This is a genomic window from Pelomonas cellulosilytica (assembly GCF_021353265.1).
Lineage (GTDB): Bacteria > Pseudomonadota > Gammaproteobacteria > Burkholderiales > Burkholderiaceae_C > Pelomonas > Pelomonas cellulosilytica.
The window spans coordinates 293,582-318,367 of record NZ_JAJTWU010000008.1 but is presented as its reverse complement, the minus strand read 5'-3'; the positions used below and the strand labels follow the sequence as shown (position 1 = coordinate 318,367).

Below are 24,786 nucleotides of genomic sequence, written 5' to 3'. Positions count from 1 at the left end.
TTGTTCGTTCAGGCGGCCGCGGCCTGGGCGTCGGCCAGTTGCTTGCGCGCGGCCATCAGGGCCACGTGGGCGTCATATGCCACATTGGCGACCTCGAGGATGCGCTCCCAGTTCGTTGGCAGCTCCTCGGACAGGTCGTGCAGGTCCATCTTGGCCTGCGTGGCCTTGGCGTTGGCCTTCTTGGCCTCAGCCTTGAGGGTGTCGAGGTCAGCCATAGGTCGCCACCTCTTTGTAGTTATTGACCATCGTCACGCCCTCGGTGACGAGCTTGTTGCCGGCATCCGCCAGCTTGGCCAGGTTCGCGTAGCCGAAGCGGTGCACGTCGCGCAGGTAGCGGTTGACGACGATGAGGCGACCGGTCGTCAGCACCGTACGGCCGAAGCCCTCGTGGCTCATCTTCGTCATGGGGCTGACCATGCAGCCGGTGGCCCGCTCGATGCACAGACCCACCGCGTTGTGGAACAGGTCCAGCCGCCACAGCGTCTCGGGATCGGGGTCACCCATCAGCGGCAAGGCCTTGCGTTGCTCGGCAGTCAGGATGAAGGGTTCGAGCAGCTTGGCGTCGCTCTTGCCTTCCCAGGTGCCGTGCGTGTCCTGGGCGCGGATCTGCTTGATCAGTTCGCGGATGAAGCCGTCCTGCAGCAACGTCTCGTCGCTCGGGGCTTCCACGGTGGCCGTTTCGGTCATGCCTTCACCTCTTCGTCGTCTTCCTCGAAATCGGCAGCGCGCTCCTGGCCCTTCATCAGGGCCTTGCGCAGCCACGGGGGTGGGGTGCCCTTGAGCACCTCCTGCATCTTGTTCAGCAGCTCCTCGATGGGCTCGGGCTGCGTCACCTTGATCGGGTGGATCTTGGCGGCCACCACGCGAGCCGCCGCACTGCCGCCGATGGCCGCAACGTAGACGATGGCGCAGTCGCCGATGGCGGCCAGCTTGGGCGCCAGCTTGTCCTCATTGCCGTCCTCGGCGAGGTCCTCACCGAACGGGAACGTCTGCAGGTGGCGGTGCCCCGCGGCATCCACCTCGTAGACGGCGAGGAACTTGGCCCAGCCGAAGTGCGCGTCGACGCGCTGCTGGTCCTGGGTGGCGAAGGCGATCTTCATAGGAACCTCTCGTTCAGTTCAAGGGGTGTCGATGAGCGCGGGCTGCGCGTCGGCGCGCTTGAACCGCGGGATCTCGGGGCTGACGTGGGCCACCTCGGGCAGCCCCTGCGCCGCGGCCACGGCGGCGGGCGGCAGCGGCCAGTCGTCGGGCCCGTGGTGCGGGATCAGCTCGATGAAGGCGTTACCCACCTCGTAGATCAGCCGCCGCGTGCCGCGGTAGCCCACGTGGCACATGTGCGAGTTGCCGATGCGGTCGAAGATCGGAAAGCCCACGCGGAACAGCGGCACGCCCAGGCGCTCCGCCGCCTGGCGGCCGTGCGAATGCGTCATCAGCAGGTCGCAGCCCGCCGCCTTCGCGCCCAGCTCGAAGTCTTCCAGGTCGCCGATCAACACCTTGTCCACCGGCAGGCCGGCCAGCACCGGCGACGGCGTGGTGGTGACGCACACCGGCAGCTCCGCGCCCATCTCCAGCAACAAGTTGCCCACAGCAAACAGCAGGTCAGGCTCGGCGCCCAGCGCCACCTTCTTGCCGCCGAAGTGGAAGTGCCCGTCCAGCATCGCGTCCACCAGCTGGCTGCGCTGGCGGCGCAGCCGCTGCGGCACCGGGCGGCCCGACAGCTCGCTCAACGTCTGCACGAAGCGGTCCACCGCCAGCAGGCCCGTTACGCGGTCCACCACCGTGAACGGCACGCCGCAGCGCGCCTGCAGCGCCTCGGCCGCCGAGCGCATCTGCTCGCCGATGGCCAGCGTGTGACCGGCGCCACCCAGAGTGCGCAGCTGCGCCAGCGTCGTGCCGCCGAGCGTGGTGCCCAGCCAGTCGTCGGGGATGTGCCCGTCCAGCGAGCCGGAGATGTCCGGCACGAAAGTCGGCACCAAGCCGAAGGCCTCGATCAGGTCGCGCAGTTCCTCGATGTCTCCCGGCGTCAGGTGGCAACCGGCCAGCACGTTGACGCGCTGTGCATCCTTGGGCGCGTCCGTCACCTCGGGCAGCTGGCTCACCAGCCCCTGCACGGCCTTGGCCCAGCCATCCTGCATCGCGCCGACGTAATCCGGCGTGGAGACATAGACGACAGCCGTGTCAGCCAGTTCCGGGTGCTTGCGCTCGGCCAGCCGCACATAGGCCTCGACGTCGTCGCCCTTCGTCTCGGTCAGGCCGGTGGAGCAAATGGCGATGATCTGCGGCTTGGCGCGGCTGCGGATGTTGAGCAGCGCCTTCTCCACGTTCTCGGCCCCGCCCATGATGGTGGTGGCCTCGTTCATCGCCGTGGTTTGCAGCGGAATGGCTTCCTTGAAATGCCGCACCAGCAGCACCAGGCCGAACGACGTGCAGCCCTGGCTGCCGTGCATCACCGGCATGCAGGACGCCAGCCCCATGAACGCGAAGCTCGCGCCCAGCGGCTGGCTCATCTTCAGCGGGTTGACCGCGCAGGCTTTCTTGCTTTCAACGACGAGGGCCATGGTGCTGGACTCCAGGGGTTGCTGGGGTCATTGCACGATTGGTGCCAGCGGTAAGTGGTTGATTCCAATCGGAGTAGGTGCGCGTCGCTGGAGGGCTTGGGCTGAATGCGACAAATGCGACGTTGCCCGAACATTGGATCTACTGGGGCGCTCGAACCGCCCAGCGAGGCGCTGCGAACGCTGCGGGCCGCAATGGCGACCACAGCCGCCCGCGAATAGGAGCTTCGCGAGCCTGGACTTTCCGCCCCAGGGAGCGGCTCAACGTCTGCGCGTGGGGGGTGGCCCAGTGCGGGCGACCTCAGCGGAACACAAGGTACACCGGAAACTCCATCCGGCAGCGCTTCCCTCCGCACACGGTCGGGACGAACTTCAGCGCTTTCACGGCCTCGATGCCCATCTCCGTCGCCTCGCGGCATGTGCTCTCCAGCACCTCGGTGTCGACGACATCGCCTTGACCATTGACGGTGACATGGAACTTGGAGATCAACACCTCGCCCGGCCGGGCAAATCTCTTGACAGCATCAGAGACCGACGCGATACCTTGCCTAGGCTCCTAGAGCTTCGACACGACGCGGATATTGGAACCACGCGCCCTTCTTGGTATTGGTCTCTTCAAGCGTTGCCATGCTGAGCCCACTATCCCGGCCCGAGGCAAGCGCGATCGGAGCTGTCCAAATAGTTCCATTCGAGACTGATCGGCAATAGACCTGGCGCCGCCCGCGCCGCTGGCCCGCATAGCGAGGCCAGTACAACGACTGAAACCCATTGCCCCATACGGCGAGCCATTGATGCACGAGACTCCATCCTCCATGCACTCCCCTTGGCCCGTACGTTGGCGTGAGCCTGCCCCCCAAACACACGACGCTACTGCATCCTCCGGATCAGCCGGCCCATGAAGGCCTGGCCTTCATACAGCGCAGCCGCGCGCATGCGCTCGTTGAGCCCATGGGTGCCAGACGCGTTGCGAAATGACCCGCTCATGCCGTAGGTCCAGATACCAGCCTGGTTCAGGAAGCGGGCGTCCTGCGTCGCCACCGACATAGTGACGAGCACCGGCACACCCGGGAAGAGCTCGGCATTGACTTCCGTGAAGGCCGCCAGCAGGTCGGAGCGAATAGGGGAAGCGGGCGCCTCCACCGCTTCGTGCGCCGCGCTCACCCTGACCTTGTCGCCCATAATCTTCTGCAGTGTGGCCTGCACGTCAGCCACCCTGTTGCCAGGCAGGATGCGGCAGTTCACCGTCACGACGACGCGCTGCGGCAACGCGTTCTGCGCGTGTCCGGCGTTCACCATAGTCACGCCGCAGGTGTTGCTGAGCATGGCACGCTGGTAGTCGCTCTGCAGCAGCCGCTCCAGCGCTGCCGGGTCCATCGGCTCCTTCAGGATGCCCTTGTAGTTTTCGGCTTCCTCGCCCTTGGCCAGCTTGGCCATGCCGACGTAGTAGGCGCGCGTGGCCGGCGTCAACGTCACAGGCCATCGGTAGGCCGCCAGGCGCGTGAGTCCCTCGGCCACGTCGAAGACCGGGTTGTCGCGCCGCGGCACCGAGCTGTGGCCGCCGCGGTCCGTCGCCACCATCTCGAAGGTCTGGTAGATCTTCTCGGCCACCTTGAGCCCTTGGAATGTCGGCCGGCCCTCGCCATCCGTGTTGCCGCTACCGCCCTCGTCGAAGGCCAGTTCAGCGTCGATCAGATCACGATGCTCCCTGAGCAGGAACTGCACGCCATTGGTGGGAGAAGGGATGATTTCCTCGTCGCAGGTCAGCGCCAGGATCAGGTCCCGGTTGGGCACCCAGCGCTCACGCTTGAAGGCCATCATCTGGGTCACGAAGATGGCGGCGTTGGCCTTGTTGTCGGACGCCCCGCGGGCGTAGAAGTAGCCGTCTTCCTCGATCAGCTTGAACGGGTCGCGGGCCCAGTCCTCGCGGCGGGCTTCCACCACGTCGACATGCGCCATCAGCAGCAACGGCTTCTTCGTGCCGTTGCCCTTCAGCCTGAGCACCAGGTTGCCCTTTTGCGGCTTGCCGGGCGGCGCGAGGATCTGAATGTCGGCATCGGCATAACCCGCCGACTTCAGGTGCACTGCCATCGCTTGGACCGCCCTCGTGCAACTGCCGACGGAATCGGTGGTGTTGATTTCGACGAGCTCCTTGTAGATCGAACGCAGCTCGGCTTGGTCGGGCGTCAGCGCCGTCTGCCCCCCGACCGCTGTCGACTGCAGGCTTGCGGCGAGCAGCGCGCCCGCCAGCCGAAGTGTTCGGTTCATCGGAGCTTGTATGGATGCCTCCCGGCGATACGCATTAACCCGCATCGTGCTGTGAAGAAGTCGGCTGCTGCCTTGTATCCGGCCTTGTGCGTGGGTTGCCGAGTTGCCCCGGTTGGTCCACCCAGTCTCAGTCCCCGTGGGGAGGAAGGCATCCATCACATCTCCTATGGGGGAGAGTCAGGGACGAAGGCGCGCCGCGGAGCATACGAAGCTCGCGTCCGTCCAGCAATGCGGTTTGACCTCCACGGCATGTTGAAACCAACGCTTGGCCGCTGCCGTCGATCGGGGCACACCGCGGTCGCACCGACCCACAACGCCCGAGACTCAAACGTTGGTCCGCTTTCTCGCAGCACGCGCGGGCGCTTGCAGTGTCCGGATGACCGGCTGGTGCTCCAGCAGCTCTGCGCCGCGTCGCTTCGGCGGCCGCTCCGCCGCCGACTTGGCCGTCAACTTCCCCGCATCCATCGCCGGCGGCAGCTTGGGATTGGTGCTGTGCCACGTGGGAACCCACTCCGTCGGTGAATGGCCCCACGCATTGAGCTGCCCCAGCGCGTCGAACAGGCCTAGGTACTGGAAGTAGTCCACGCCGGCATCACTCTCCGCGATCGGGCAGCCCAGCGTAACGACGCGCAGGCCGCTCGTGCGCTCGGTTGGCAACGACAGGATGGCGTTGCCGATCTGAAGCGCGCCCTTGCTGTGCCCGACCAGCAGCTGAAACGGCGTACGGCGGTGGAGCATGAGGGCATGCAGCACGTCGGACGAGCCCGAGCCGTGCCGGAACACGGGGGCACCATGGACGGCCTTTGCATCCGGCACCGACGCTGCCAGCTCACGGCCGATGGCCGCCGTGCGCGGTGCGACATTGGCCAGGCCCTGCTGGATCCAGCTCTTGGACTGCAGGAAGTCATGCATGCCGAAGCCGAACCAGCCGCCCAGGCCCTGCAGCACCACGTCGGCGACGCCATACCCGGGCACGATGGCAAGCACAGGCTGCCCGAGCGCCGCGGAGATATCCCAGGCAAACGCTGCGCTACCGAGGGCGGAGCTGCCCACGCCTGTAACGGTAGCGATCTGCACCCGCCGCGTTTCTTCATACGGCGAGTGCAGGAAGGCCTCCACGCTTTGGTAGCGGTGGACGTAGGGCTCGGTCGTAGCGTCGATCAGCAGCAGCGAACCCGCCGGATCGCTCAACGCGCTGAAGTCGACGATCCGCGACGGCCGCTTGCCGCCGTGCGCCGTCGTCGGTTCTTCGCGGGCGGCGAGCGCCGCCCGCAGGCCCGGTGTGTCGTAGAACACCGCGTCGAGCACGGTGTTGAACAGGCGGCAGGCCCTCACGGAGGGCTCCACCCAGGCCTTGGGCAGTTCAAACGTGGCGAGCGACGGCTCTCCCGTCTGTTGCACGGCTTCATTTGCGATCAACACGGCAGCCTCCCGGCAAGTCGGTGCTCATGGCACGGTTTTACGCCGTACTCTGCTGCGGTGCAACATCAAAGCGGCGCAGACTCGGACGCAAGCTCGTCAACTTGAAGGAGAAGGTGCCAGCGGCGCGCCGGCAACTCGGTCACGCTTGCGCATGTCGCGGTCGGGACGCGGGCCCCTCAGCCGGCCTTGGCCTCAACTGGTCGAACACTGCCGCCATCTCCGCCCGCGGCACCTCGTCCACGGCGGCGGCGGCCAGCGGGTCCTGGCCTGCCGCCCAGGCGAGCTCTGCGTCGTCGCCATCCCAAGCCAGCATCAGTGCGTGGTGCAGTTCGTAGACCTGCCACGACAGCCCGGCGTCGCGCAGCGCGGACTGCAGCGCGTTCTGCACGAGACTGCGGGCCAAGCGGCGGGCTTCGTCGTGCGGCACGACCACCATCGCGCCGCTGGCCGCGTCGATGCAGGCCTGCTGGCTGAGCGACACATGCGCGCGGCAGGCGAGCGTGCGCACGGGGTAGACCAGGCAGCGGCCCTGCACGACAAACGCACAGGGTTGGCGGCGCTGGGCGCGGCCGAACTCGCTGAGGCCCAGGGTGGCAGCTTGCACCTCGCGAAGCGGCGTGATCAGGTCGATGCCTCGCTCGGCCAGCGGCGGCACGATGCGGCGCAGGAAACGCGCCATCAGGAACACCTCGGGCGCGCTGGCCAGCACGCGCAGCTGACAGCAGCTGGCGCAGCCCGGCGCGCAGGCGGGGGCCGAGGGCGGCAGCGGCGCGCCTGGGCCGGGCTCGCTGGTCAACTCCAGTTGCTCGAAGGCCAGGCCCAGCAGCGCGGGCACAAGGGCCGGGCCGCCGGCGAGGCGGGCCAACGCATCATCGAAGCGGCGGTGCAGCGCCTGGTACAGCTCGGGCGCCGTCAGCAACTGGCCGCTGGCATCCATCAGGCCGGAGCGGCCTCGGCCGCGAGCTGCTCGGCGGTGGGCGCCTGCAGCAGCGTGTCCACCGTGTCCCACGGCGCGGGGGTGCGCACCTGCGCCCACATCGGGTTGAACAAGGCCTTGGAGATCTCTTCCACCATCGTCACCATGCCCTCGTACCCGGCAAAGGCGTGGTGGCGCTCCTGGTTGATGTCCATCCACGGCATGCGGGCCTTCAGCGCAACGAACTGGCTGCGGCCGCCGCTGAGCATGATGTCGGCCTTGGCGTCGCGCAGCATGGCGTACATCTGGCGCGGCGTCATGTCGTCGATCATGTGGGCGTCGTCACCCATGATCTCCTTGATCTTGTCCTTGTCTTCCTTGGTGCTCTTCTTCACCGAGGTGCCGACGACCTCCAGCCCAGCCTCCTGTAGCGCCGAGACGACCGACCAGCTCTTCACGCCGCCGGTGATCAGCAGCACTTTCTTGCCGGCCAGCCGGCCACGGTAAGCGCGGATGCGGTCCCAGGCGCGGGCCTCTTCCACCTCGATGAGCGCCTCGGTGCGGTCCTTCAGCTCGGGGTGGGCGCCCTGCTCCACCAGCAGCCGCGCGATCTCGCGCAGCGTGGTGCTCATGTCGCTGATGCCGTAGAAGCTGCCCTCGAAGTACGGGATGCCCCAGCGCTTCTCCATCTTGGTCGCGATGTTGATCATCGACTTGCTGCACACCATCATGTTGGCGCGCGCGCGGTGAGCGCTGGCCACCTCCGCGTAGCGGCCATCGCCCGAGATGCACGACAGGATGCGCACGCCCAGGGCGTCGAGCAGCGGCTTGATCTGCCACAGCTCGCCGGAGAGGTTGTACTCGCCAATGATGTTGATGTCGTAGGGTGTGACGCGCTCGGGCTCCATGGTGCCCACGACGTAGTCCAGCAGCGCCTCGGCGCCCAGCTTGTTGCCCAGGTTCTTGGGGCCGGCAAAGCCTGGTGCGTTGACGGGGATGACCGGCTTGCCAAACTTTTCGCTGGCTCGCTTGCAGACGGCCTCGATGTCGTCGCCGATAAGGCCCGTGACGCAGGTCTGGTACACGAAGATGGCCGGCGGATCGTGCCGCTCCAGGATCTCACGGATGCTCTTGAACAGCCGCTTCTCGGCACCGTAGATGACATCCAGCTCGTTGATGTCGGTTGTGAAGCCGGTGCGGTAAGTGGTGGCGCCGGACGACGCGCTGTGCCGGTTGTCCCAGCTGTTGCCCTCGCAAGCGATGGGCCCGTGCACGAGGTGGGCCACGTCGACGATGGGCTGCAGCGCGATCTTGGCGCCGTCGAACGCACAGCCACCCGCTGCAGCGCCGGGCGTCAGCTGCTTGGTGCAGCCCTTCTTGCGTTCCTTCTCGCTCTTGGCCTGGTTCTTGTCGCACCCGGGCTCTTCAAAGACTTCGGCGATCTTGGCGTTGAGGCTGGCTGACATCGTGACCCTCGTGAGCTGCGCTTAGCCTGTGCAATGCAGCTTCAATGCCAGCCCGCTGCGGACGTTGGATCAAGGACTTGCGCGGGGCGGGGGCTTTTGGAGAGCGAGGTTTGACGGGTTTACGACAAAGCGCCAGCGCTTTTGCAGTCGAAGCCCGAGCCGGCAACGAGGGCCTGCCCTGGCCACGCTCAAGGCGTGGTTCGTGCTTCTGGCTGCTCAGTCAACGCACTGAAAGACACGCACCATGGCCTACACCTACATCTGCGACACCGGCGCCGTGAACGAAGGCGGCATGGGCTTGTTCCAGGCAGGCCGTAAGAGCGTACTGCTCGTCTGGCCGCAGGGCGGCGAGCTGAAGGCCTACCGGGGCCGCTGCCCGCATGCCGACATGCCGCTCACGGACGCGAGCTTCGACGGCAAGCGCGTGACCTGCCATCTGCACCAGTGGGGCTTCGATGCGAACAGCGGCAAGTGCGTGACGCATCTGGTGCGCAACGAACTGCACCGCTATGAGGTGCGCGTCGAGGGCAATCAGATCCACGTCGACGTCGGCCCGCTCAAGCCCGCACGCGCGGCAGCTATCTGATCCCATGCTGGCGGCGGCAGCCCCCCCCGCGCCTACGAGCGATAGCCCTCCTCCGCCAGCACCTGGCGCACCACCGGACGCGCGCGCACGCGTTGGTAGTGTGCCCGTACCTTGGGCGGCAGGACGATGCCCACCTTGTCGGCCCAGAACTCGTTGTAGAACAGGGCCGCATCGGCGATGGAGAACTGCGGACCGACGGCATAGCCGTCTGCGGGCAGCCGCCGCTCCAACGCCTCGAAGCCCTGGCGCACGATCTCGCGGCCATGGGAGGCCACGTCGTCACGCAAGGCCGAACTCGGCTGCTGCTCGCGATGCGACAGGTAGCGCTCGGTGGTAAAGATGCGCGTGAAGCCTTCGCCGTGCAATTGGCCGAGGGCGAAGTCGAGCAACTCGATAGCCAGTGCCGCCAGCGCCGGGTCGGCCGGCAACAGGCGACCGCGCGGATAGGTCTCGGCCAGCCACAACGCGATCGACTTGAAGTCGGTGAGCGCACGGCCGCCGTCAAGCACCAGCGTCGGGATCGTGCCGCGCGGGTTGATCTTCAGGTACTCCGGCCGCAGGTGCTCGCCCGCCGGCAGGTTGACGATCCAGACCTCGAACGGCAGTTCAAGCGTCTCGAGCAGGATGTGGATGCCGGTCGAACACGAGCCGGGCGTCATGTAGAACTTGAGTGCCATGCTCGCCATGGAGCAAGAAGCATGACAGCCACGCGCTGCAGTTGCACCGCGCCACTGAAGGCACGAAGGTCTGGTCTTCAGTAGTTGAGAAGCTACGGTTTGGCTTGTCTTCCACGCTGGCGCTTGAAGTCTTCCGGATAGTCCGGCGTCCACAGCCAGCCGTTATCGACGGCGCCCCAATTGATCAGCAGTGCGCGTAACCGGATCGCGACAACCGAGTACAGCAGCATCGAGACAAACAGCCCCGCGGCAACCACTGCAAGGCCAAGCAGCACCTTCCAAGGAGGCACGTTGGGAATCACGTCGCCCGCTGCAACCAAAACGACGGCGGCAATTGCGGCGGCGGCGGCCCCCACCTTCGCGATGACCAGCAGCTTCATGAGCGACCTCCCCGGCAGCAGTGTTGCGCGATGGTTGATAGCGCCGGTCTCGCTGCCAAACCTGTGAGCCCGAACCAATCCACTGTGCCGACGAACGATAGCCCCAAGCCGTCCGACGGAGCGCGCTCCGAGTCCGCTCCATCTGCGGCCCGGAGTCGCGGGGAGGCCCACTCACCCGTCCAGCCGCTCGTTCAAGTCCGCCGAGAACTTCGCAATGAACATCAACGCCTGCACGCAGCCGGTGGCCGCGGGCCAGTCCTGGCGGGTGTCGATGCGCTCGGCCAGCTCGCGCAACAGCGCCGCGCGTCGGTCGGCCACTTCGTCGGCGAGCATCTCCAAAGCGGCCGGGCCACCGGCCTCTTCGAGCGCCTCGCGCCAGGCCATCTGCTGCATCAGGAAGCTCGGCGGCAGTGCGCGCGAGGCGTTCACGTCGTGCCCATTGAGCTCGCACAGATAGGCACCGCGGGCGATGGGGTCCTTGAGGCGCTGGTAAGCCTCATTGACGCGCAGCACCCATTGCAGCGCCATCTGCTGCGCGGCGCTGCCCTCGCTGACGAAGCGGTCGGGATGCACCTGGGCCTGCAGCGCCTTCCAGCGGGCGTCGATGTCGGCACGGTCCAGGGCGTGGCGGCGGGGCAGCCCAAAGAGGCTGAAGTCGTCGTCGGCCAGCGACGCCGCGGGCCCACGCAGGGCCGTGGCTTCAGAGGTCATCGGCCAGCGCTTCCACGGCGATGAGCTGTTGGCGCAAGGCCCAGCGGGCGCGCCAGCCGCCCGGGGCATCGTAGAGCGGGTCGGGCCGGTCGACAGCGGCGAGCGCATGCGGCTCGTTCTCGTAGAACTTCCACTGCCCCCCACGGGCGCGCAGCGCTGCGTAGCAGGCATCTTCACAGCGGCGCGGCTCGGGGCCATAGAAGCCGGCGTCCTGAAGGTAGTCGGCGCGGTACAGCGGTGTGTCCCAGCCGTCCTCGGCGCCGAGCGTGCAGATGCCGGGGTAGCGCTCGGCGACGCCGGGCGCGTCGGGCGCTTCGTCGAACAACGCGAGCAGGTCGCGGGGGCTGGCGCAGTCCCACACAGCGTGGGCCGGCAGCGTGTCGTCAGACGCCACCTTGCGCAGCAGGTCTTCGGCGTTGAAGGCGAACCAGGCGTTCGCTTCACCCGCCTCGGGTTGGTGGACGACGTAGATCATGGCGTCACCGTCACTCAGCGCCTTCGGCGAAGACCTTCTGCCAGACCGCCTGTTGCATGCGGGCCTGAACGGCACGCGGCGAACCGTCGAAGGTATCCTGGTGGCGACGCAGCGCGGCCTGCGCGACGGACGCCTCGGGCAAGGTGAGAGCAATGCGCCCGGCCATATGCGTGGCGGTGGGCAAGGCCTTGAGGATAGCCTGGCGGTTGGGGTGCTCTTCCAGCGCGGTGAGCTCGCTCACCTCGCGCACGCCTTCCAAACAGACCCACCCGTCGATCACCTCGACCTTGCGGTCGTCGAGGGTCCACTTCACGAACACGGTGTCGGTCATGCGAATCTCCGGTCAACCCATGGCGCACGCCGCATGAACGGCGTCCGCGATGAACTGAACAGGGCAGAGGTGAACCCCAGCCCCTGGGTGAAGCGACTGCCGCCTTGAGGCGGCAGTCGCAGCCCATCACCGAATAATGTCGTAGCTGTAGTCAGTCTTCGCGGGGACGATGGTGTTGGCATCCAGCGTCTCGAAGAACTCATCGAGGAACATGATCAGCGTGCGCATCGCGCCGTCGTAGCCCCAGATGGGATAACGGTGGTAGTGATGGCGATCGAAGATCGGGAAGACCATGCGGATCAGCGGCGTGCCGGTGTCGCGCTCCAGGTACTTGCCGTAGGTGTTGCCGATCAGGAAGTCCACCGGCTCGGTGTGCAGCAGGCTGCGCATGTGCCAGAGGTCGCGCTTCGGGTAGGCCTTGCAGTCCTTGCCGTAGGGCGAGGCGTCGAACTTGGCTTGCACCTTGGCGGCCCAGTCGTCGTTGCCGTTGGTGGCGAGGACGTGCGTCGGCTCGGCGCCGAGTTCCAACAGGAACTGGGTCAGGCCCAGCATCATGTCCGGGTCGCCGTAGAGCGCGTACTTCTTGCCGTGCAGGTGGGCCTGGCTGTCGGCCATGGCGTCCACGAGCTGGCCGCGCTCCTTCTCCAGCTGGGCCGGCACGGGCTTGCCGGTCAGGCGCGAGATGGCCATGATGAACTCGTCGGTGCCGGCCACGCCGATGGGGCTGTTCAACACCACAACTTCCTGGCCCTTCTCGGCGATGTACTTGGCCGTCTTCTCGCAGCTGTACTCCTGGAAGATGATCGTCGCCTTGGCGTTGAGTGCCTTCTCCACCTCGGCCTTGGTCGTGCCGCCCTCGTACATGCGGAACTCACCGTCGGTGGGCGTATTCCACACTTCCGACGGGTCGCACAGGATGGTCACGTCGGCACCGAACAGGTCGAAGATGCGGCGGATTTCCTTCATGTTGCCCACGACGAAACCGTCAAAGCCACCAATGAAGTTGATGCTCTCGTTCGGCTCGCGCGTGAGCGCCGGCGCGGTGCCAGACTTGCCGTCCCAGAAGTGCTGCAGGATGCCCAGCAGCGCATTGTCGTAGCCCGTCACATGGCTGCCGACGAAGGCCGGCGTGTGGGCGAACGGCACGTCGAACTCGGCCGGCACGCTGCCCTTTTCCTTCGAGGTCTTGATGAAGGCGTTCAGGTCATCACCGATCACCTCGGCCATGCACGTCGTCGAGACGGCGATCATGTCGGGCTTGTAGAGGTTGTAGGTGTTGGCCAGGCCGTCGACCATGTTGTTCAGGCCACCGAACACGGCTGCGTCTTCCGTCATGGACGAAGACACACAGCTGGTGGGCTCCTTGAAGTGGCGGCTGAAGTGGCTGCGGTAGTAGGCCACGCAGCCCTGTGAGCCGTGCACGAAGGACAGCGTCTTGGCGAAGCCGTTGGCCACGTAGACGGCGCCCAGCGGCTGGCAGGCCTTCGCCGGGTTCACGACGAGGGAGTCGCGGGCGAAGTTCTTCTCCTTGTACTCCTTGGTCTTCGTCCAGTCGCGGATCTCCGCGACCTTGGAGTCGGCGTGGTTGTATTCGAAGTTCTGCTTCTTGTTCGTGAAGAGCTCCTGGTACTCAGGCTCACGGAAGAGCAGCTCGTGGTCAATTACCTTGTCGGCGTTTTGAGGCATGGTTTTACTCCTTCAAAGATGTCGCGGAATCACGCGGCCTTCTTCCAGGGCGCCTTGGCGAGGCCCCAGACCGGCGAGCTGATGGCCATATCCATGTCACGGGCGAATATGGCAAAGCCGTCGTAGCCGTGATAGGGGCCGCTGTAGTCCCAGCTGTGCATCTGACGGAAGGGGACGCCCATCTTCTGGAAGACGTACTTTTCCTTGATGCCGGAGCCGATCAGATCGGGCTTGATCTTCTCGACGAACTTCTCGAACTCGTAGCCGGTCACGTCGTCGTAGATCAGCGTGGAGTCCTTGATGTAGTGCGTGGTGCGCTGATAGTCGTCGTTGTGGCCGAACTCGTAGCCCGTGCCGACGACTTCCATGCCCAGATCCTCGTACGCGCCGATGACGTGGCGCGGGCGCAGGCCGCCGACGTACAGCATGACTGTCTTGCCTTGCAGACGCGGCTTGTACTTGGCGATGACAGCGTCCACCAGCGGGCGGTACTTGGCGATGACCTTCTCGGCGTTGGCCTTGATGGTGTCGTCGAAGTGGCTGGCAATCTCGCGCAGGCTCTTCTCGATCTGCGTCGGGCCGAAGAAGTTGTACTCGACCCAGGGCACGCCGTACTTCTCTTCCATGTGCCGGCTGATGTAGTTCATCGACCGGTAGCAGTGCAGCACGTTGAGCTTGGCCTTGGGCGTGTTCTCCAACTCGGCGATGGTGCCGTCGCCGGACCACTGCGCGATGACGCGCAGGCCCATCTCCTCCAGCAAGATGCGGCTGGACCAGGCATCGCCACCGATGTTGTAGTCACCGATGATGGCCACGTCGTACGGCGTGGAGACAAACTCGCGTTCCTTCTTCGTCTTGCCTTCGAAGACCCAGTCGCGGATGGCGTCGTTGGCGATGTGGTGGCCCAGAGACTGGCTGACGCCGCGGAAGCCTTCGCAGCGCACGGGAACGATGGTGTGGTTGTCGTATTCCTTCGACTTCTTCTTCGACACGGCTTCGATGTCGTCACCGATCAGGCCGATCGGGCATTCGCTCTGGATCGAGATGCCCTTGTTCAGCGGGAACAGGTCCTGGATCTCGTCGATGATCTTGTCGAGCTTCTTGTCGCCGCCAAAGACGATGTCCTTCTCCTGGAAGTCGGATGTGAACTGCATCGTCACGAAGGTGTCGATGCCGGTGGTGCCGATGTAGTAGTTACGGCGTGCGGCCCAGCTGTACTGGCCGCAGCCGACCGGGCCGTGGGAAATGTGGATCATGTCCTTGATGGGACCCCACACGACGCCCTTGGAACCCGCGTAGGCGCAGCCACGGATGGTCATCACGCCAGGCAGGGACTTAATGTTGGACTTGACGCCGCAGTCAGGCTTGCCTTCTTCGAAGGTGCCGAGGTGCTTGGCGCGCCGCTTGGCCATCTTTTCGGGATAGGCCTTGAGGACTTCATCGATCAGGGCCTTGTTTGCGGCCTTGCGGTCTTCAACCGTGATGCTCATTTGATGCTCCGTGGTGCGAATGGGTTTGCGGTGGCGGCGCGCCGTTCAAAGGGAGCCAGCCCCAGAGGCCGTCACGCGACGGCCCCACGCGGGCTCCGTTCAAACGCAGGGTCAGGCCGCCAGGTCGGCAGCGGTCTTGCCGACTTCGCTTTCGTCGATGGCCTTCATGATCCCGTGCTCCATCAGCAGGTCTTCCAGCTGGTCCATCGTGATGGGCGTGGGGATGGTGCCGTTGCCGGCGTTGCCGTGGACCTTCTGGGCCAGGGTGCGGTACTCGCCAGCCTGCTTGCTGTCCGGCGCGTACTCCAGAACGGTCATGCGACGCAGCTCAGCGTGCTGCACGATGTTGTCGCGCGGCACGAAGTGGATGAGGCGGCTGCCCAGCTTGCCGGCCAGCGACTCGGCCAGTTCGAGTTCCTTGTCGGTCTGGCGCTCGTTGCACACCAGGCCACCCAGGCGCACGCCGCCGCTGTTGGCGTACTTCAGGATGCCCTTGGAGATATTGTTGGCCGCGTACATGGCCATCATTTCGCCGGACATGACGATGTAGATCTCCTGTGCCTTGTTCTCGCGGATGGGCATGGCGAAGCCGCCGCACACCACGTCGCCCAGCACGTCGTAGGAGACGTAGTCCACGCCTTCATAGGCGCCGTTCTCTTCCAGGAAGTTGATCGAGGTGATCACGCCGCGGCCGGCGCAGCCGACGCCCGGCTCCGGGCCACCGGACTCGACGCAACGGATGTCGCGGTAGCCGATCTTCATGACGTCCTCGATCTCGAGGTCCTCCACCGAGCCGGCTTCAGCGGCGAGCGAGAGGATGGTGTCCTGGGCCTTCGCGTGCAGGATCAGACGGGTGGAGTCGGCCTTGGGGTCGCAGCCGACGATCAGGATCTTCTGGCCCATTTCAGCCAGGGCGGCCAGGGTGTTCTGCGACGTGGTGGACTTGCCGATGCCGCCTTTGCCGTAGAAGGCGATTTGACGAAGGGATGCCATTGGGTACTCCAGTAGGTGAATTGAGTTGGGACGAGACTTCTCAAAAGGTCGTCGCGATCTCGATGCAGCCAGCGGTGCCGTGTGGGTCTTCTTAGAAGCATCCAGGGGCCTGACAAGGGGTCCGCGCAACGGGTCTATCGCAATGGGCGTGCCACGTCGCACACATTCACCCAAGTGCTTGTTTTGCCTAGGAAAACGACTCGAAACCCCCGATGGCAACGGGCTTTTATCCGGTCGTGGACTTTGTTCGGAACCCGACAAATCCGGGGTGCAGCGCAATGGCCGGCGCATGCGTGCGACAAGCGCTCGACGCGTCCGCGGCTTCGACGAAAGGCCCGCTGCGCCTGGGTCGAACGGCTTTCATCGCATCACGCGGGTGGCGTGTTGGTCGAGCTGGTACGACCGTTGCAGGTGTCGGTGCATGGATGCGCCCACACCCCCAGCCAATCCGCACTTCGCCCGCCTCGGCGGCCATGACGCCGTCGTGCGTCTCGTCGATGCCTTCTACAACGCGATGGACACGCTGCCCGAGGCACGCACGATCCGAGCGATGCACGAGACGGACCTCGGCCCCACGCGCCGGCTGCTCGTGAAGTACCTCAGTGAATGGATGGGCGGCCCCAAGCTCTACACGCCAGACCGCGGCGCGCCGATGCTGCGCCGCCGCCACCAGCCGTTCGACATCGACGCCTCGGCCCGCGATGCCTGGATGGCTTGCATGCGCCACGCGCTGGCAACCACCTGCGTAGACGAAGACCTACGTGCCGAACTGGACGCGGCCTTCTACAAGATCGCCGACTTCATCCGCAACACCGAGCCGCATGGCGCCGCGCGCGCCCACCCGGGCCGCCCGCGCGAGCAACACCCGCAGCAGGTGGCCGCCCCGCACAGCTCGATGGCGCCGACCGCGCCGGACGCCAGCTGACAGCCCGCACCCGCCCGCGCCAACACCCTGATTACCCACGCCCTGGAGCACCCTGTGACCACCACCATCGACAAAACCGCCTTTGCCCGCCTCGAATCCGAGAAGCGGCTCCTCAACAGCGTGCTCAAGGCCGCGACCAAGAAGCCCGGCCGCTTCGGCTTCCGCGGCGACGTGGCGCTGAAGTTCCAGACGCAACTGGCCGACGAGGCCCGCCCGCCCGAGATCTCCAGCGACCAGGTCATCGCCGTGGCGCACGAGGGCGAGCCCTACATCGCCTTCTTCGCCGGCTTCCTGCTGAGCTTCGAGTACATCAAGCTGCTCGCCGAGGTGCTGGGCGACGCGCTGAGCCCGAAGGGCAAATACTTCCTGTTCGTCGACAACATCGACATAAGCAAGAAGTACACGGTCGACTTCGGCGGCGCCACGTTTTATGTGCTGCCCATCGACGAGAGCACCGTCTACAACGAGCTGCTGGCGCTGCTCTACATCGAGAAGACCGAACTCAAGAAGCTCGACACAGCCGGCAAGACCGACGCCGTGGCCGACAAGGCGCTGGCCTTCAGCGCCAGCTTCGAGAAGATCAGCTTCGAGGACGGCGTGAAAGCCATGGGCCCGGTGCGCAACATCTACGAGAACCGCCCGGTGTGACTCGCGCCGATGGCCGCGCAGGACGAGGTTCATCCCGGTCGCTGGTTCAGCACCAACCTCGTCGGCGTGCCTGCTCCCGTGCTCGCCAGCCCGGCCTTCAATGAGCACCCGGTGCCGCTGCAGATCGCCGGCGCGAGGGCTACGCAGCGCGGCCTGTTCGCGCTGCTCGCTCACTGCAGCACGCTGACAGAGGCGAGTGCCGTGTTCGAGCATCTGGTGTCCATCACCTTCGGCCTGCAGCGCGCCGCGCCCGGTGCTGCAGGCGCGGAGGCGCGCCGCTGGCGCACCAGCTACATCAAGCTGCTGCAGGGCTGGGGGCTGGACGCCGGCGGCCCCGCCGCAGCGGTGCTCAAGGGCTGGGTGGAAAGCCGCTTCGGGCTCGTGCCCACTTACCACCGCGCGCCGCTGGGGCACTTCCCATCCGACGCGTGGCTCAACTACCTCATGGAGAAGGCGCAGGGCCGCTGGCACAACAACGCCATCTGGCGGCAACTGGATCTGCTGTTCGAGTTCTGCCAGTGGAGCCTGGCCCGCTTCGCCCCGCTGGGCGCGGGCCGCTGGGTGGAGCTGTGGCGTGGTGCCAGCCCGCAAGAAGCACGCGCCGGACGGGACGGCACCGTGCGGCTCAACAACATCGTCTCCATGAGCCTGTCACGCGACGCGGCCTCCTGCTTCGGCGATTGGGTGTTGCGCCTGCGCGTGCCGCAATGCAAGCTCGTCTGCTATCCAGGCCTGCTGGACACCCACGTGCTCGACGGCGAGGGCGAGGTGCTCGTGCTAGGCGGCGACTACCGCGCCGTGGTGCGCTATGACTGACACGCTGGCGCCCCCCGCCGCACCGCGCTGGCTGCCCCGCTTTCCGCCCGGGCCTGCGGACGTCGCCGGGCTGCTGACCGCCGCCGGCGGCCTGCCCGCCGTGATGGACCGCGCGCTCGGTGCCTATCTGGGCCTGGCGCTGGGCGACGCATTGGGCGCGACCGTCGAATTCATGACGCCGCGGGAAATCACGCTGCGCTTCGGCGTTCACGACCGCATCCAGGGCGGCGGCTGGCTGCGACTGAAGTCAGGCCAGGTGACGGACGACACGACGATGAGCCTGGCGCTCGGCGAGGCAATCTGCCAGTGCACCGACGCCACCTCGCACGACCTGCTGGCCGTGGCCGACGCCTTCGTCGCATGGTGGCGCGCCCGCCCGGTGGACTGCGGCAACACCTGCCGGCGAGGCATCCTGCGCTACCGGCACGACGGCACGCTGGCCGGCCCGCCCAGCGAGAGCGACGGCGGCAACGGCGCGGCCATGCGCGTGCTGCCCGCCGCGCTCGCCACGCTGGGCGACCCCGCCGGTTTCGCCGCGCTGGCGCTGGGCCAGGCGCGCATCACGCACCACCATCCGCTGTCCGACAGCGCCACGCTGCAGCTCGGCGCGCTGGTGCAGGCCGCCGTGTTGGGCGTGCCGCGGGCGGGGCTGAGGCAGCGAATCGACGCGTGGATCGTGCAGCGGCCAGCCTTCCGCTTCGACCCCTACCCCGGCCGCGCCAGCGGCTACATCGTGGACACAGTGCAGACGGTGCTGCACGCATTCACGCGGCACGACTGCTTTGCCGACGCCGTGGTGGACGCCGTCAATCGTGGCGAGGACGCCGACACCACCGGCGCCCTCGTCGGCATGCTGGCCGGCGCATGCTGCGGCGCCAGCCGCCTGCCGCGCGACTGGCTGGCCCGCCTGCAGGCCGGCACTCGACAAGCCGTGTGCGACCAGGCCAGCGCCCTCGTCGCCCATGCGTTGCAATGAGCCCCTCGCCCAACCGCGCGTCGCTGGACGCGAGCGCGTCCTGTCGGTCTTGTGCAGACCGCGCCGTGGCTCACGCGACAGCCCTTCGGCATGCACAGACAGTCCACTGGGCTGTCCATGTCCGGCCTCAGCCCCCGTGGCTGACGGCGATGCTTGCGGCGTCGAGCTGCAAGCATCGCCAACCGGGCCGGCTTGGGGCGACCCGGCGCTCGGCCCGAACACCATTCACTGCGAACGCCAAGGTGACAACTGATATGCCCACCGACGACCTCGCCACTGTTCGCAGCTACCACGCACGCAGCAAGCACCAGCTGCAGCGCTACGCCGCGGGTCCCGAGACGCTGGACTGGGACGCCCAACCCAGCCCCTGGCGCCGCTATGACGGCGCGCCTCTGAGCGCCCTGCCTTTGCCCGAGCTCGACGGCGCTCCCGCCTGGCCCGCTTTGTTCAGCCCTGGCGCCGTTCCGTCAAAGCCGCTGGACCTGCGCGGCCTGGGCCAGCTGCTGGGCCTGGGCCTGGGCCTCGCCGCATGGAAGCAGCAAGGTCCCGACCGCTGGGCCGTGCGTTGCAACCCCAGCAGCGGCAACCTGCACCCGACCGAAGCCTGGCTGCTGCTGCGCGGCATGGCGCCCGACCCGCAGAGCGGTGGCGTGTTGCCGGACGGGCTCTACCACTACGCTCCACGTGACCATGCGCTCGAACGTCGCGCCAGCGTCACGCCGGGCCCCGCCGGCCTGTGGCTGGCCCTCACCAGCATCCACTGGCGCGAGGCCTGGAAGTACGGCGAGCGCGCCTTCCGCTACTGCCAGCTCGATGCCGGCCACGCCGCCGCATCGCTGGACTATGCCGCGGCCACGCTCGGCTGGCACTGGCAGCCGTTGCCAGAGGCCGGCGAGCGGTTGGCGCAGCGCCTCGGGCTGGACCGCGACGCCGACCGCGCCCACCCGCGTGGTTTGGCCGAACCTGAAGAACCCGAAGGCCTGTTCGCCCTCGTCACCACCCCGGGCGGCATGGCCATGCCCGCGCCGCAGCCGCTGGACGACTTCGTCGGCCGCGCCAACCGGCTGGACCCGCACCCCATGTACCGCTGGCCGGTCATCGACGCGGTGGCGAACGCCAGCCGCGGCAGCGCCACCGCGCCCCCACCCTGGGCACCGCCGGCATCCCGCCTGGAGCTGCTGCCCGAGCGGGCCGACCCGCCCTCCGCCGCCGCGTTGATGAGGCAGCGCCGCAGCGCCCAGCGCTTCGACCGCACCGCCCGCATGCCGCTGGCCGCCTTTGCACGGCTGTGCGCGGCCTTGATGCCCGCTGTCGGCGTGCCGCCGTGGACCGTCGCACCCGGCCGGCCGCGCGTGCACCCCGTGCTGTTCGCCCACCGCGTGGACGGGCTCGAGCCGGGTGCCTACGTGCTGCCTCGCGAGCATGGCGCTGCGGCTCGCCTGGTCGAGGCCCTGAGCCCCGAGTTGCTGTGGAAACCGGTACCGTTGCTGGCCAGCACCGGCCTGCCGCTGCAACTGCTCGCACCCAACCCGGCACTGGCCGGCACGCTGCGCACACTGTGCTGCCACCAGGCACTGGGGAGCGACGCGATGCTGGCCGTGGCGCTGCTGGCCGAGTTCGACGCCGCGCTGGCCAGCGACGGCCCGCACGGCTACCGCCAGCTGCTGCAGGAGTGCGGCCTGCTCGGCCAGGTGCTGTACCTGGAGGCCGAGGCCGCCGGCTTGCGCGGCACTGGCATTGGCTGCTTCTTCGACGACGGCCTGCACCAGTTGCTGGGCATGGCCGATGGCGACACCCGCTGGCAGAGCCTCTACCACTTCACCGTCGGCGCGCCGGTAGTTGACGACCGCATCAGCACCGAGCCGCCCTACGCCCACCGAGAAACGCCATGACCACTCCCACCCGCCTGCGCGCCGCCGACGTTCCCGCCTGGCGAAGCGCCCATCCCGACGCCCTCGTGCTCGATTCGCGCGACGCCGCCGCATACGCACAGGGCCACTGGCCCGGCAGCCTGCGCCTGGACGGCCGCAACCACGAGGCGCTGCTGCTGCGCGAGCCCAAGACGCGGCCGGTGCTCATCACCTGCTACCACGGCAATGCCAGCCGCACCTACGCGCAGATGTTCCGCGACTTCGGCTTCCAGCACGTGGTGGACCTGATCGGCGGCTGGGCGGCATGGACCGAACAACAGGCCACAGCGGCAACAGCGCCCGCCCTGCCCGACCACCACGGCAACACGCCGCTGATGACCGCCGCCTGGCGCGGCGACGCCGAAGCCGTGGCCACGCTGCTCGCGGCCGGCGCGGACGTTCATGCCGTCAACCACGACGGCAACACCGCCCTGTGGCTGGCCTGCGTGTCGGCGCGGGCCGACGTCGTGCGCACGCTCGTAACCGCCGGCGCGGCGCTGGACCATCAGAACCTCGCCGGTGCGACCGTATTGATGTATGCGGCGTCCAGCAACAAGCCTGCCATCGTGAAGCTGCTGCTCGAACTCGGCGCCAACCCGGGCATCCAGTCGCAGGACGACTTCACCGCGCTTGACATGGCCGCCGGCCTCGAATGCCTGCAGCTGCTGCGGCATGCCGCCTGAATCAGCGAACCCGCAATGCCGCGTGCACCGCCTCGGCCTGCGCCTGCAGCAGGTCGTCGGCCGACAGGCCCGCCGCCGGCACCGCGTCGCTCGCCCGGAGCGCCAGCCGCAACCGCGCCGCCTTCGGGTACTCGGCGACGCAATGGCCCGGGTAGGCCGCCCAGTCGCAGGCCGCCAGCAGCAGCAGCCGCTCGAAACGCTCGGGCCGCTCGCGCGCCTGCACCCTCTGCAGCAGTTGCGCGATGGGCCCGGCGCGCAGGTCGGCCACCTTGTGCACGCGGTCCAGCTCGTCGACGCCCAGGTGGGCCAGGTCCAGCATCTCGGGGGGCACGGCCATGCGCCGAGCCAGCGCGTCGATCGCCGCATGGGCGCGCAGCTCATGCTTGTAGTGGCTAGGCCAGATCTCTCGTGGCGTGCCCGCCTTGCCGAGCTTGTGCACCAGCGCCGCGAACCGCACGACCAGCGGCGCGCCGGCCCGGGCGGTTTCGTCGATGAAGCGCCACTGGTGCTCGCCCACGTCCTGCCAGTCCGGCCCGTCGCTCAGCTGCGGCACGCCGAACAGGCCCGGCAGCTCCGGCAGCAGCACTGCCAGCGCGCGGTGCTGGCGCATGGCCTCGAACGCCACCGATGGCCTCGGGCCGCCCAGCGCGGCCTCGAACACGGCCCAGCGCTCCTCGGGCGTCATGCGGACGAAGCGGCCACTGGCCGCCGCCAATGCCAACAGCGTAGGCAGTTGCGCGCGCGGTGCGGCCTCGTCGGCGCCGGTGCGCACGAGGGCCGCGCACAGCGCGCCGTCGGTGAAGAGCAATTCGTTCATCGCGATCAATCGGGCGTCATGTCGGGTTGGAGGACGACCTCGTCGGGCAAGCCACCAACGCCGGCCATCAAGTCAACGCCGCCCAGTGGCGAGAGCCCGCCATCGCCCTCCAGCAGCACCGTCGCCTCGGGCGGAAGCGCTGCCAGCTGCGCCATCAGTTGTTGAACCGTCACGCCCCCACCTCCGCCACCGAATGAACACGACCGACGCCGAGACCGGCACCCACTGGCGCTACTTCCTGACCTATCGCGGCGTGCGGCTGCCGCTGCAGCTGGTCGAGGAACTGGCGCCAGACGCAATGCGCAACCGCAACACCTATTTCCGCGCGGCGTATGACGCGGGAGGCCGCATGACCTTGTGCGAGAAGCTGGTCTACGGCGACGTCGAGCTGCGCCACGTCTACCGCTGGGGTGACGACGGCCGCTTGGTCGAAGCCGAAATCTCGGTCGGCGACGATGAGCCGCAGATCCTGACGCTTTGAATCAGTCACTCGCCTCGTCCTCCAGCAACCGTGTCAAGCCGCGCAGCGCCGCGCAGTGGCGACGGCCGTGGGCGCGTAGCGAGTCGAACACCGCACGCCGCTCGGCCACGCTGACACTCTTGTGCTGCACGGCAGCAAAGGCCTGCAGCGGACTCTCCAGCAGCTGACCGCGCCACGCGCACGCGAAGTGGTGCGCGCCGTACTGCGGCACCGCAGCCGCAAATACCGAGCGCGCTGACCAGGAGCCGGCCATGGCCGGGTGGTAGTAGTGCTCGCGCAGCAGCACGAACAGGTCCACGATGCGCGCGGCAAGCGCCTCCAGCGCCGGGCGCAGGTCGTCGAAGCGAAGGGCCAGCTCCCGCAGCCGGTTGCGCTCGAAGCCGGCGTTGTAGGCCAGCAGCGGGCCGTGATCGCCCAGGTGCTCCATCAGCGACAGCGCGAAGTCGCGCCGCGGGTCGGCATCCGGCCCGGCGAGGTAGTCCATGTGCTGGATGAAACCGCCGGGGCTTTCAGCGTCGCAGCTCCACTGGAACGGCAGGATCTGGTACGGCTGCGTGCCGGCCCAGGGCGGCACGGCAAAGCCCACCGTCTCGAAGCGCAGCCAGCGCCGCGGACCCGGCACCACGCGCAAGGCGGCGCGGGCGTCACCCTCCATCACCGGGCAACCCCACTGCACGGCCTGGGCTGCGCGCCGGTGGCGGCCCGCGGCCAGGCGCTGCAGCGGCACGGTATGCAGGCTGGCATGGCCTTCGGCGCGCAGCTCGGCCGCGAGCTCACGGCCGACGATGTCAAGGCTGGCCTCCGCACTCACGACCTGCAGCGACGGCGTCGGAAGCGCACACGCCGCCATCATTTCGCAGCGCTGGCCGCAAGGCGCGCCCAGGGGGATGGGCGGCTGCGGGCCGGCGTCGCACTGCTGCAACGCGGCCAGCCAGTCGTCCACGGGGCGGTCCCCTACCGACGGGCCCACATCCACCTCGCGGTACAGCCCGGCGTACAGGCCGTGGCCGGGATAGACGAAACCGGTGTCCACCAACAGCAACCCGCCCGCCTGCACCCGCAAGCCGGCCTTCAGCGCCACGTGCCACCACAACGCCACGGCGTCCACATCCGCCTCGGTTCCGGCCGTGGCATGGCGCAGCCGGAAGATGCGAAATCCAGCCCCGCCGCGGGTGATCAGGTCCACCCGCACGCGCACCGGCAGCCCTGGCCCGCGCCACTCCAGGCAGGCGCCCTGCAGCGCCCAGGCTTCGCCCTGCAGCTCCGTGGCGGCCAGATGCTCACGCGTCGCCTGCACCGCCTGCTGCCAGCCCGCCTCGTCCTGCGGCGCGGCCAGGCTCACCAGGCCGGGGAAGGAGGCCCGCAGTGCCTGCGCGCGGCCCGGCCCCTCCACCAGACGGTCCACGCCCGGCACGCGCGGCGGCTGGCCTGGTGCGGGGTCCGCCGCGGGCTCATCCTCGTCCTGCGGCTGTGGCGCCGTGCCGGAATGCCGGCGCAACCAGAAGCGACGTGCACAGGCCCGCCAGTGGCGCACGTCGTCGTCGTCGAGCAGGGCGCGTGGCACGGTCATCTGCACC

28 protein-coding genes are annotated in these 24,786 nt (G+C 67.7%); 8 read left to right on the top strand and 20 right to left on the bottom strand.

All coding sequences use genetic code 11. The features are described 5' to 3' along the window. Positions 1-8 precede the first annotated feature (8 nt). From LXT13_RS20670 to nifE, 9 genes are all read right to left on the bottom strand, one after another. Positions 9-215 carry a CCE_0567 family metalloprotein gene (locus tag LXT13_RS20670; RefSeq protein WP_233373942.1) on the bottom strand — a complete coding sequence of 69 codons (207 nt, stop codon included), beginning with the start codon at positions 213-215 and terminating at the stop codon, positions 9-11. Next, positions 208-687: a NifX-associated nitrogen fixation protein gene (locus tag LXT13_RS20665; protein WP_233373941.1), complete on the bottom strand. Its 480-nt coding sequence runs from the start codon at positions 685-687 to the stop codon at positions 208-210. Before LXT13_RS20665 ends, LXT13_RS20670 begins: the two co-directional genes overlap by 8 nt. Next, complete coding sequence (gene nifX, locus LXT13_RS20660; protein ID WP_233373940.1) at positions 684-1,100, bottom strand: nitrogen fixation protein NifX; 417 nt, start codon at positions 1,098-1,100, stop codon at positions 684-686. Before nifX ends, LXT13_RS20665 begins: the two co-directional genes overlap by 4 nt. 18 nt (positions 1,101-1,118) lie before the next feature. Then, a complete protein-coding gene (gene nifN, locus LXT13_RS20655; RefSeq protein ID WP_233373939.1) occupies positions 1,119-2,558 on the bottom strand; it encodes a nitrogenase iron-molybdenum cofactor biosynthesis protein NifN in 1,440 nt (479 codons plus the stop codon). A gap of 298 nt (positions 2,559-2,856) precedes the next feature. Further along, positions 2,857-3,045: an energy transducer TonB gene (locus tag LXT13_RS20650; protein WP_233373938.1), complete on the bottom strand. Its 189-nt coding sequence runs from the start codon at positions 3,043-3,045 to the stop codon at positions 2,857-2,859. A 377-nt stretch (positions 3,046-3,422) separates the two neighbouring features. Further along, positions 3,423-4,820 (bottom strand): M20/M25/M40 family metallo-hydrolase, encoded by a 1,398-nt coding sequence (locus LXT13_RS20645; RefSeq protein ID WP_233373937.1) that lies wholly within the window; start codon positions 4,818-4,820, stop codon positions 3,423-3,425. Positions 4,821-5,144: 324 nt separating this feature from the next. Continuing rightward, positions 5,145-6,128 carry a hypothetical protein gene (locus LXT13_RS20640; protein WP_233373936.1) on the bottom strand — a complete coding sequence of 328 codons (984 nt, stop codon included), beginning with the start codon at positions 6,126-6,128 and terminating at the stop codon, positions 5,145-5,147. Positions 6,129-6,381: 253 nt separating this feature from the next. After that, positions 6,382-7,179 (bottom strand): YkgJ family cysteine cluster protein, encoded by a 798-nt coding sequence (locus tag LXT13_RS20635; RefSeq protein ID WP_233373935.1) that lies wholly within the window; start codon positions 7,177-7,179, stop codon positions 6,382-6,384. After that, positions 7,179-8,624 (bottom strand): nitrogenase iron-molybdenum cofactor biosynthesis protein NifE, encoded by a 1,446-nt coding sequence (nifE, locus tag LXT13_RS20630; RefSeq protein ID WP_233373934.1) that lies wholly within the window; start codon positions 8,622-8,624, stop codon positions 7,179-7,181. Before nifE ends, LXT13_RS20635 begins: the two co-directional genes overlap by 1 nt. A gap of 244 nt (positions 8,625-8,868) precedes the next feature. Between nifE and LXT13_RS20625 the strand changes: the two genes are divergently transcribed. After that, positions 8,869-9,210 (top strand): Rieske 2Fe-2S domain-containing protein, encoded by a 342-nt coding sequence (locus tag LXT13_RS20625; RefSeq protein ID WP_233373933.1) that lies wholly within the window; start codon positions 8,869-8,871, stop codon positions 9,208-9,210. Positions 9,211-9,242: 32 nt separating this feature from the next. On the opposite strand, the gene LXT13_RS20620 is transcribed toward LXT13_RS20625, so the two are convergent. The 8 genes from LXT13_RS20620 to nifH form a co-directional block, all read right to left on the bottom strand. Continuing rightward, the gene (locus LXT13_RS20620) at positions 9,243-9,887 is read right to left on the bottom strand and encodes a glutathione S-transferase family protein (protein WP_233373932.1); all 645 of its coding nucleotides are present in this window, start codon (positions 9,885-9,887) and stop codon (positions 9,243-9,245) included. A gap of 92 nt (positions 9,888-9,979) precedes the next feature. Then, entirely contained in the window at positions 9,980-10,267 is a 288-nt protein-coding gene (locus LXT13_RS20615; RefSeq protein WP_233373931.1) for a hypothetical protein, read from the bottom strand. A gap of 171 nt (positions 10,268-10,438) precedes the next feature. Further along, complete coding sequence (gene hscB / locus LXT13_RS20610) at positions 10,439-10,978, bottom strand: Fe-S protein assembly co-chaperone HscB (RefSeq protein ID WP_233373930.1); 540 nt, start codon at positions 10,976-10,978, stop codon at positions 10,439-10,441. Beyond that, positions 10,968-11,453, bottom strand: coding sequence for a hypothetical protein (locus LXT13_RS20605; RefSeq protein ID WP_233373929.1), 486 nt, complete (start codon positions 11,451-11,453; stop codon positions 10,968-10,970). The genes hscB and LXT13_RS20605 overlap by 11 nt, the downstream gene beginning before the upstream one ends. Positions 11,454-11,463: 10 nt before the next feature. Then, positions 11,464-11,784: a hypothetical protein gene (locus tag LXT13_RS20600; RefSeq protein ID WP_233373928.1), complete on the bottom strand. Its 321-nt coding sequence runs from the start codon at positions 11,782-11,784 to the stop codon at positions 11,464-11,466. Positions 11,785-11,910: 126 nt separating this feature from the next. After that, a complete protein-coding gene (gene nifK / locus LXT13_RS20595) occupies positions 11,911-13,470 on the bottom strand; it encodes a nitrogenase molybdenum-iron protein subunit beta (protein WP_233373927.1) in 1,560 nt (519 codons plus the stop codon). 29 nt (positions 13,471-13,499) lie between these two features. Beyond that, positions 13,500-14,960 (bottom strand): nitrogenase molybdenum-iron protein alpha chain, encoded by a 1,461-nt coding sequence (gene nifD / locus LXT13_RS20590; RefSeq protein ID WP_233373926.1) that lies wholly within the window; start codon positions 14,958-14,960, stop codon positions 13,500-13,502. 111 nt (positions 14,961-15,071) lie between these two features. Then, the gene (nifH, locus tag LXT13_RS20585; RefSeq protein ID WP_233373925.1) at positions 15,072-15,953 is read right to left on the bottom strand and encodes a nitrogenase iron protein; all 882 of its coding nucleotides are present in this window, start codon (positions 15,951-15,953) and stop codon (positions 15,072-15,074) included. Positions 15,954-16,374: 421 nt separating this feature from the next. Between nifH and LXT13_RS20580 the strand changes: the two genes are divergently transcribed. The 6 genes from LXT13_RS20580 to LXT13_RS20555 all read left to right on the top strand — a co-directional run bounded on the left by LXT13_RS20580 (position 16,375) and on the right by LXT13_RS20555 (position 21,911). Further along, on the top strand, positions 16,375-16,878 hold the full coding sequence (locus LXT13_RS20580) for a group II truncated hemoglobin (RefSeq protein ID WP_349254851.1): 504 nt from the start codon (positions 16,375-16,377) through the stop codon (positions 16,876-16,878). 54 nt (positions 16,879-16,932) lie between these two features. Next, positions 16,933-17,526 carry a hypothetical protein gene (locus LXT13_RS20575; RefSeq protein WP_233373924.1) on the top strand — a complete coding sequence of 198 codons (594 nt, stop codon included), beginning with the start codon at positions 16,933-16,935 and terminating at the stop codon, positions 17,524-17,526. Between the two features lie 9 nt (positions 17,527-17,535). Beyond that, positions 17,536-18,342, top strand: coding sequence for an NAD(+)--dinitrogen-reductase ADP-D-ribosyltransferase (locus LXT13_RS20570; protein WP_233373923.1), 807 nt, complete (start codon positions 17,536-17,538; stop codon positions 18,340-18,342). Continuing rightward, positions 18,335-19,318, top strand: coding sequence for an ADP-ribosyl-[dinitrogen reductase] hydrolase (draG, locus tag LXT13_RS20565; protein WP_233373922.1), 984 nt, complete (start codon positions 18,335-18,337; stop codon positions 19,316-19,318). The genes LXT13_RS20570 and draG overlap by 8 nt, the downstream gene beginning before the upstream one ends. A gap of 254 nt (positions 19,319-19,572) precedes the next feature. Further along, on the top strand, positions 19,573-21,210 hold the full coding sequence (locus LXT13_RS20560) for a nitroreductase family protein (protein WP_233373921.1): 1,638 nt from the start codon (positions 19,573-19,575) through the stop codon (positions 21,208-21,210). After that, positions 21,207-21,911 (top strand): ankyrin repeat domain-containing protein, encoded by a 705-nt coding sequence (locus LXT13_RS20555; protein ID WP_233373920.1) that lies wholly within the window; start codon positions 21,207-21,209, stop codon positions 21,909-21,911. Before LXT13_RS20560 ends, LXT13_RS20555 begins: the two co-directional genes overlap by 4 nt. Before the next feature lies 1 nt (position 21,912). On the opposite strand, the gene LXT13_RS20550 is transcribed toward LXT13_RS20555, so the two are convergent. After that, complete coding sequence (locus LXT13_RS20550) at positions 21,913-22,728, bottom strand: hypothetical protein (protein ID WP_233373919.1); 816 nt, start codon at positions 22,726-22,728, stop codon at positions 21,913-21,915. A gap of 5 nt (positions 22,729-22,733) precedes the next feature. Next, positions 22,734-22,901 carry a hypothetical protein gene (locus tag LXT13_RS20545; protein WP_233373918.1) on the bottom strand — a complete coding sequence of 56 codons (168 nt, stop codon included), beginning with the start codon at positions 22,899-22,901 and terminating at the stop codon, positions 22,734-22,736. A 20-nt stretch (positions 22,902-22,921) separates the two neighbouring features. Here LXT13_RS20545 and LXT13_RS20540 point away from each other — a divergent pair, with 20 nt between their 5' ends. Beyond that, entirely contained in the window at positions 22,922-23,209 is a 288-nt protein-coding gene (locus LXT13_RS20540; protein WP_233373917.1) for a DUF6156 family protein, read from the top strand. Between the two features lies 1 nt (position 23,210). Here the strand turns inward: LXT13_RS20540 and LXT13_RS20535 are convergent, their stop codons facing one another. Then, the gene (locus LXT13_RS20535) at positions 23,211-24,779 is read right to left on the bottom strand and encodes a DUF2779 domain-containing protein (RefSeq protein WP_233373916.1); all 1,569 of its coding nucleotides are present in this window, start codon (positions 24,777-24,779) and stop codon (positions 23,211-23,213) included. Positions 24,780-24,786 lie beyond the last annotated feature (7 nt).

Coding starts and splice junctions, on each gene's coding strand:
- LXT13_RS20670 (WP_233373942.1), bottom strand. CDS start 215: ATGGCTGACCTCGACACCCTCAAGGCTGAGGCCAAGAAGGCCAACGCC.
- LXT13_RS20665 (WP_233373941.1), bottom strand. CDS start 687: ATGACCGAAACGGCCACCGTGGAAGCCCCGAGCGACGAGACGTTGCTG.
- nifX (WP_233373940.1), bottom strand. CDS start 1,100: ATGAAGATCGCCTTCGCCACCCAGGACCAGCAGCGCGTCGACGCGCAC.
- nifN (WP_233373939.1), bottom strand. CDS start 2,558: ATGGCCCTCGTCGTTGAAAGCAAGAAAGCCTGCGCGGTCAACCCGCTG.
- LXT13_RS20645 (WP_233373937.1), bottom strand. CDS start 4,820: ATGAACCGAACACTTCGGCTGGCGGGCGCGCTGCTCGCCGCAAGCCTG.
- LXT13_RS20635 (WP_233373935.1), bottom strand. CDS start 7,179: ATGGATGCCAGCGGCCAGTTGCTGACGGCGCCCGAGCTGTACCAGGCG.
- nifE (WP_233373934.1), bottom strand. CDS start 8,624: ATGTCAGCCAGCCTCAACGCCAAGATCGCCGAAGTCTTTGAAGAGCCC.
- LXT13_RS20625 (WP_233373933.1), top strand. CDS start 8,869: ATGGCCTACACCTACATCTGCGACACCGGCGCCGTGAACGAAGGCGGC.
- LXT13_RS20620 (WP_233373932.1), bottom strand. CDS start 9,887: ATGGCACTCAAGTTCTACATGACGCCCGGCTCGTGTTCGACCGGCATC.
- LXT13_RS20615 (WP_233373931.1), bottom strand. CDS start 10,267: ATGAAGCTGCTGGTCATCGCGAAGGTGGGGGCCGCCGCCGCCGCAATT.
- hscB (WP_233373930.1), bottom strand. CDS start 10,978: ATGACCTCTGAAGCCACGGCCCTGCGTGGGCCCGCGGCGTCGCTGGCC.
- LXT13_RS20605 (WP_233373929.1), bottom strand. CDS start 11,453: ATGATCTACGTCGTCCACCAACCCGAGGCGGGTGAAGCGAACGCCTGG.
- LXT13_RS20600 (WP_233373928.1), bottom strand. CDS start 11,784: ATGACCGACACCGTGTTCGTGAAGTGGACCCTCGACGACCGCAAGGTC.
- nifK (WP_233373927.1), bottom strand. CDS start 13,470: ATGCCTCAAAACGCCGACAAGGTAATTGACCACGAGCTGCTCTTCCGT.
- nifD (WP_233373926.1), bottom strand. CDS start 14,960: ATGAGCATCACGGTTGAAGACCGCAAGGCCGCAAACAAGGCCCTGATC.
- nifH (WP_233373925.1), bottom strand. CDS start 15,953: ATGGCATCCCTTCGTCAAATCGCCTTCTACGGCAAAGGCGGCATCGGC.
- LXT13_RS20580 (WP_349254851.1), top strand. CDS start 16,375: ATGGATGCGCCCACACCCCCAGCCAATCCGCACTTCGCCCGCCTCGGC.
- LXT13_RS20570 (WP_233373923.1), top strand. CDS start 17,536: ATGGCCGCGCAGGACGAGGTTCATCCCGGTCGCTGGTTCAGCACCAAC.
- draG (WP_233373922.1), top strand. CDS start 18,335: ATGACTGACACGCTGGCGCCCCCCGCCGCACCGCGCTGGCTGCCCCGC.
- LXT13_RS20560 (WP_233373921.1), top strand. CDS start 19,573: ATGCCCACCGACGACCTCGCCACTGTTCGCAGCTACCACGCACGCAGC.
- LXT13_RS20555 (WP_233373920.1), top strand. CDS start 21,207: ATGACCACTCCCACCCGCCTGCGCGCCGCCGACGTTCCCGCCTGGCGA.
- LXT13_RS20550 (WP_233373919.1), bottom strand. CDS start 22,728: ATGAACGAATTGCTCTTCACCGACGGCGCGCTGTGCGCGGCCCTCGTG.
- LXT13_RS20540 (WP_233373917.1), top strand. CDS start 22,922: ATGAACACGACCGACGCCGAGACCGGCACCCACTGGCGCTACTTCCTG.
- LXT13_RS20535 (WP_233373916.1), bottom strand. CDS start 24,779: ATGACCGTGCCACGCGCCCTGCTCGACGACGACGACGTGCGCCACTGG.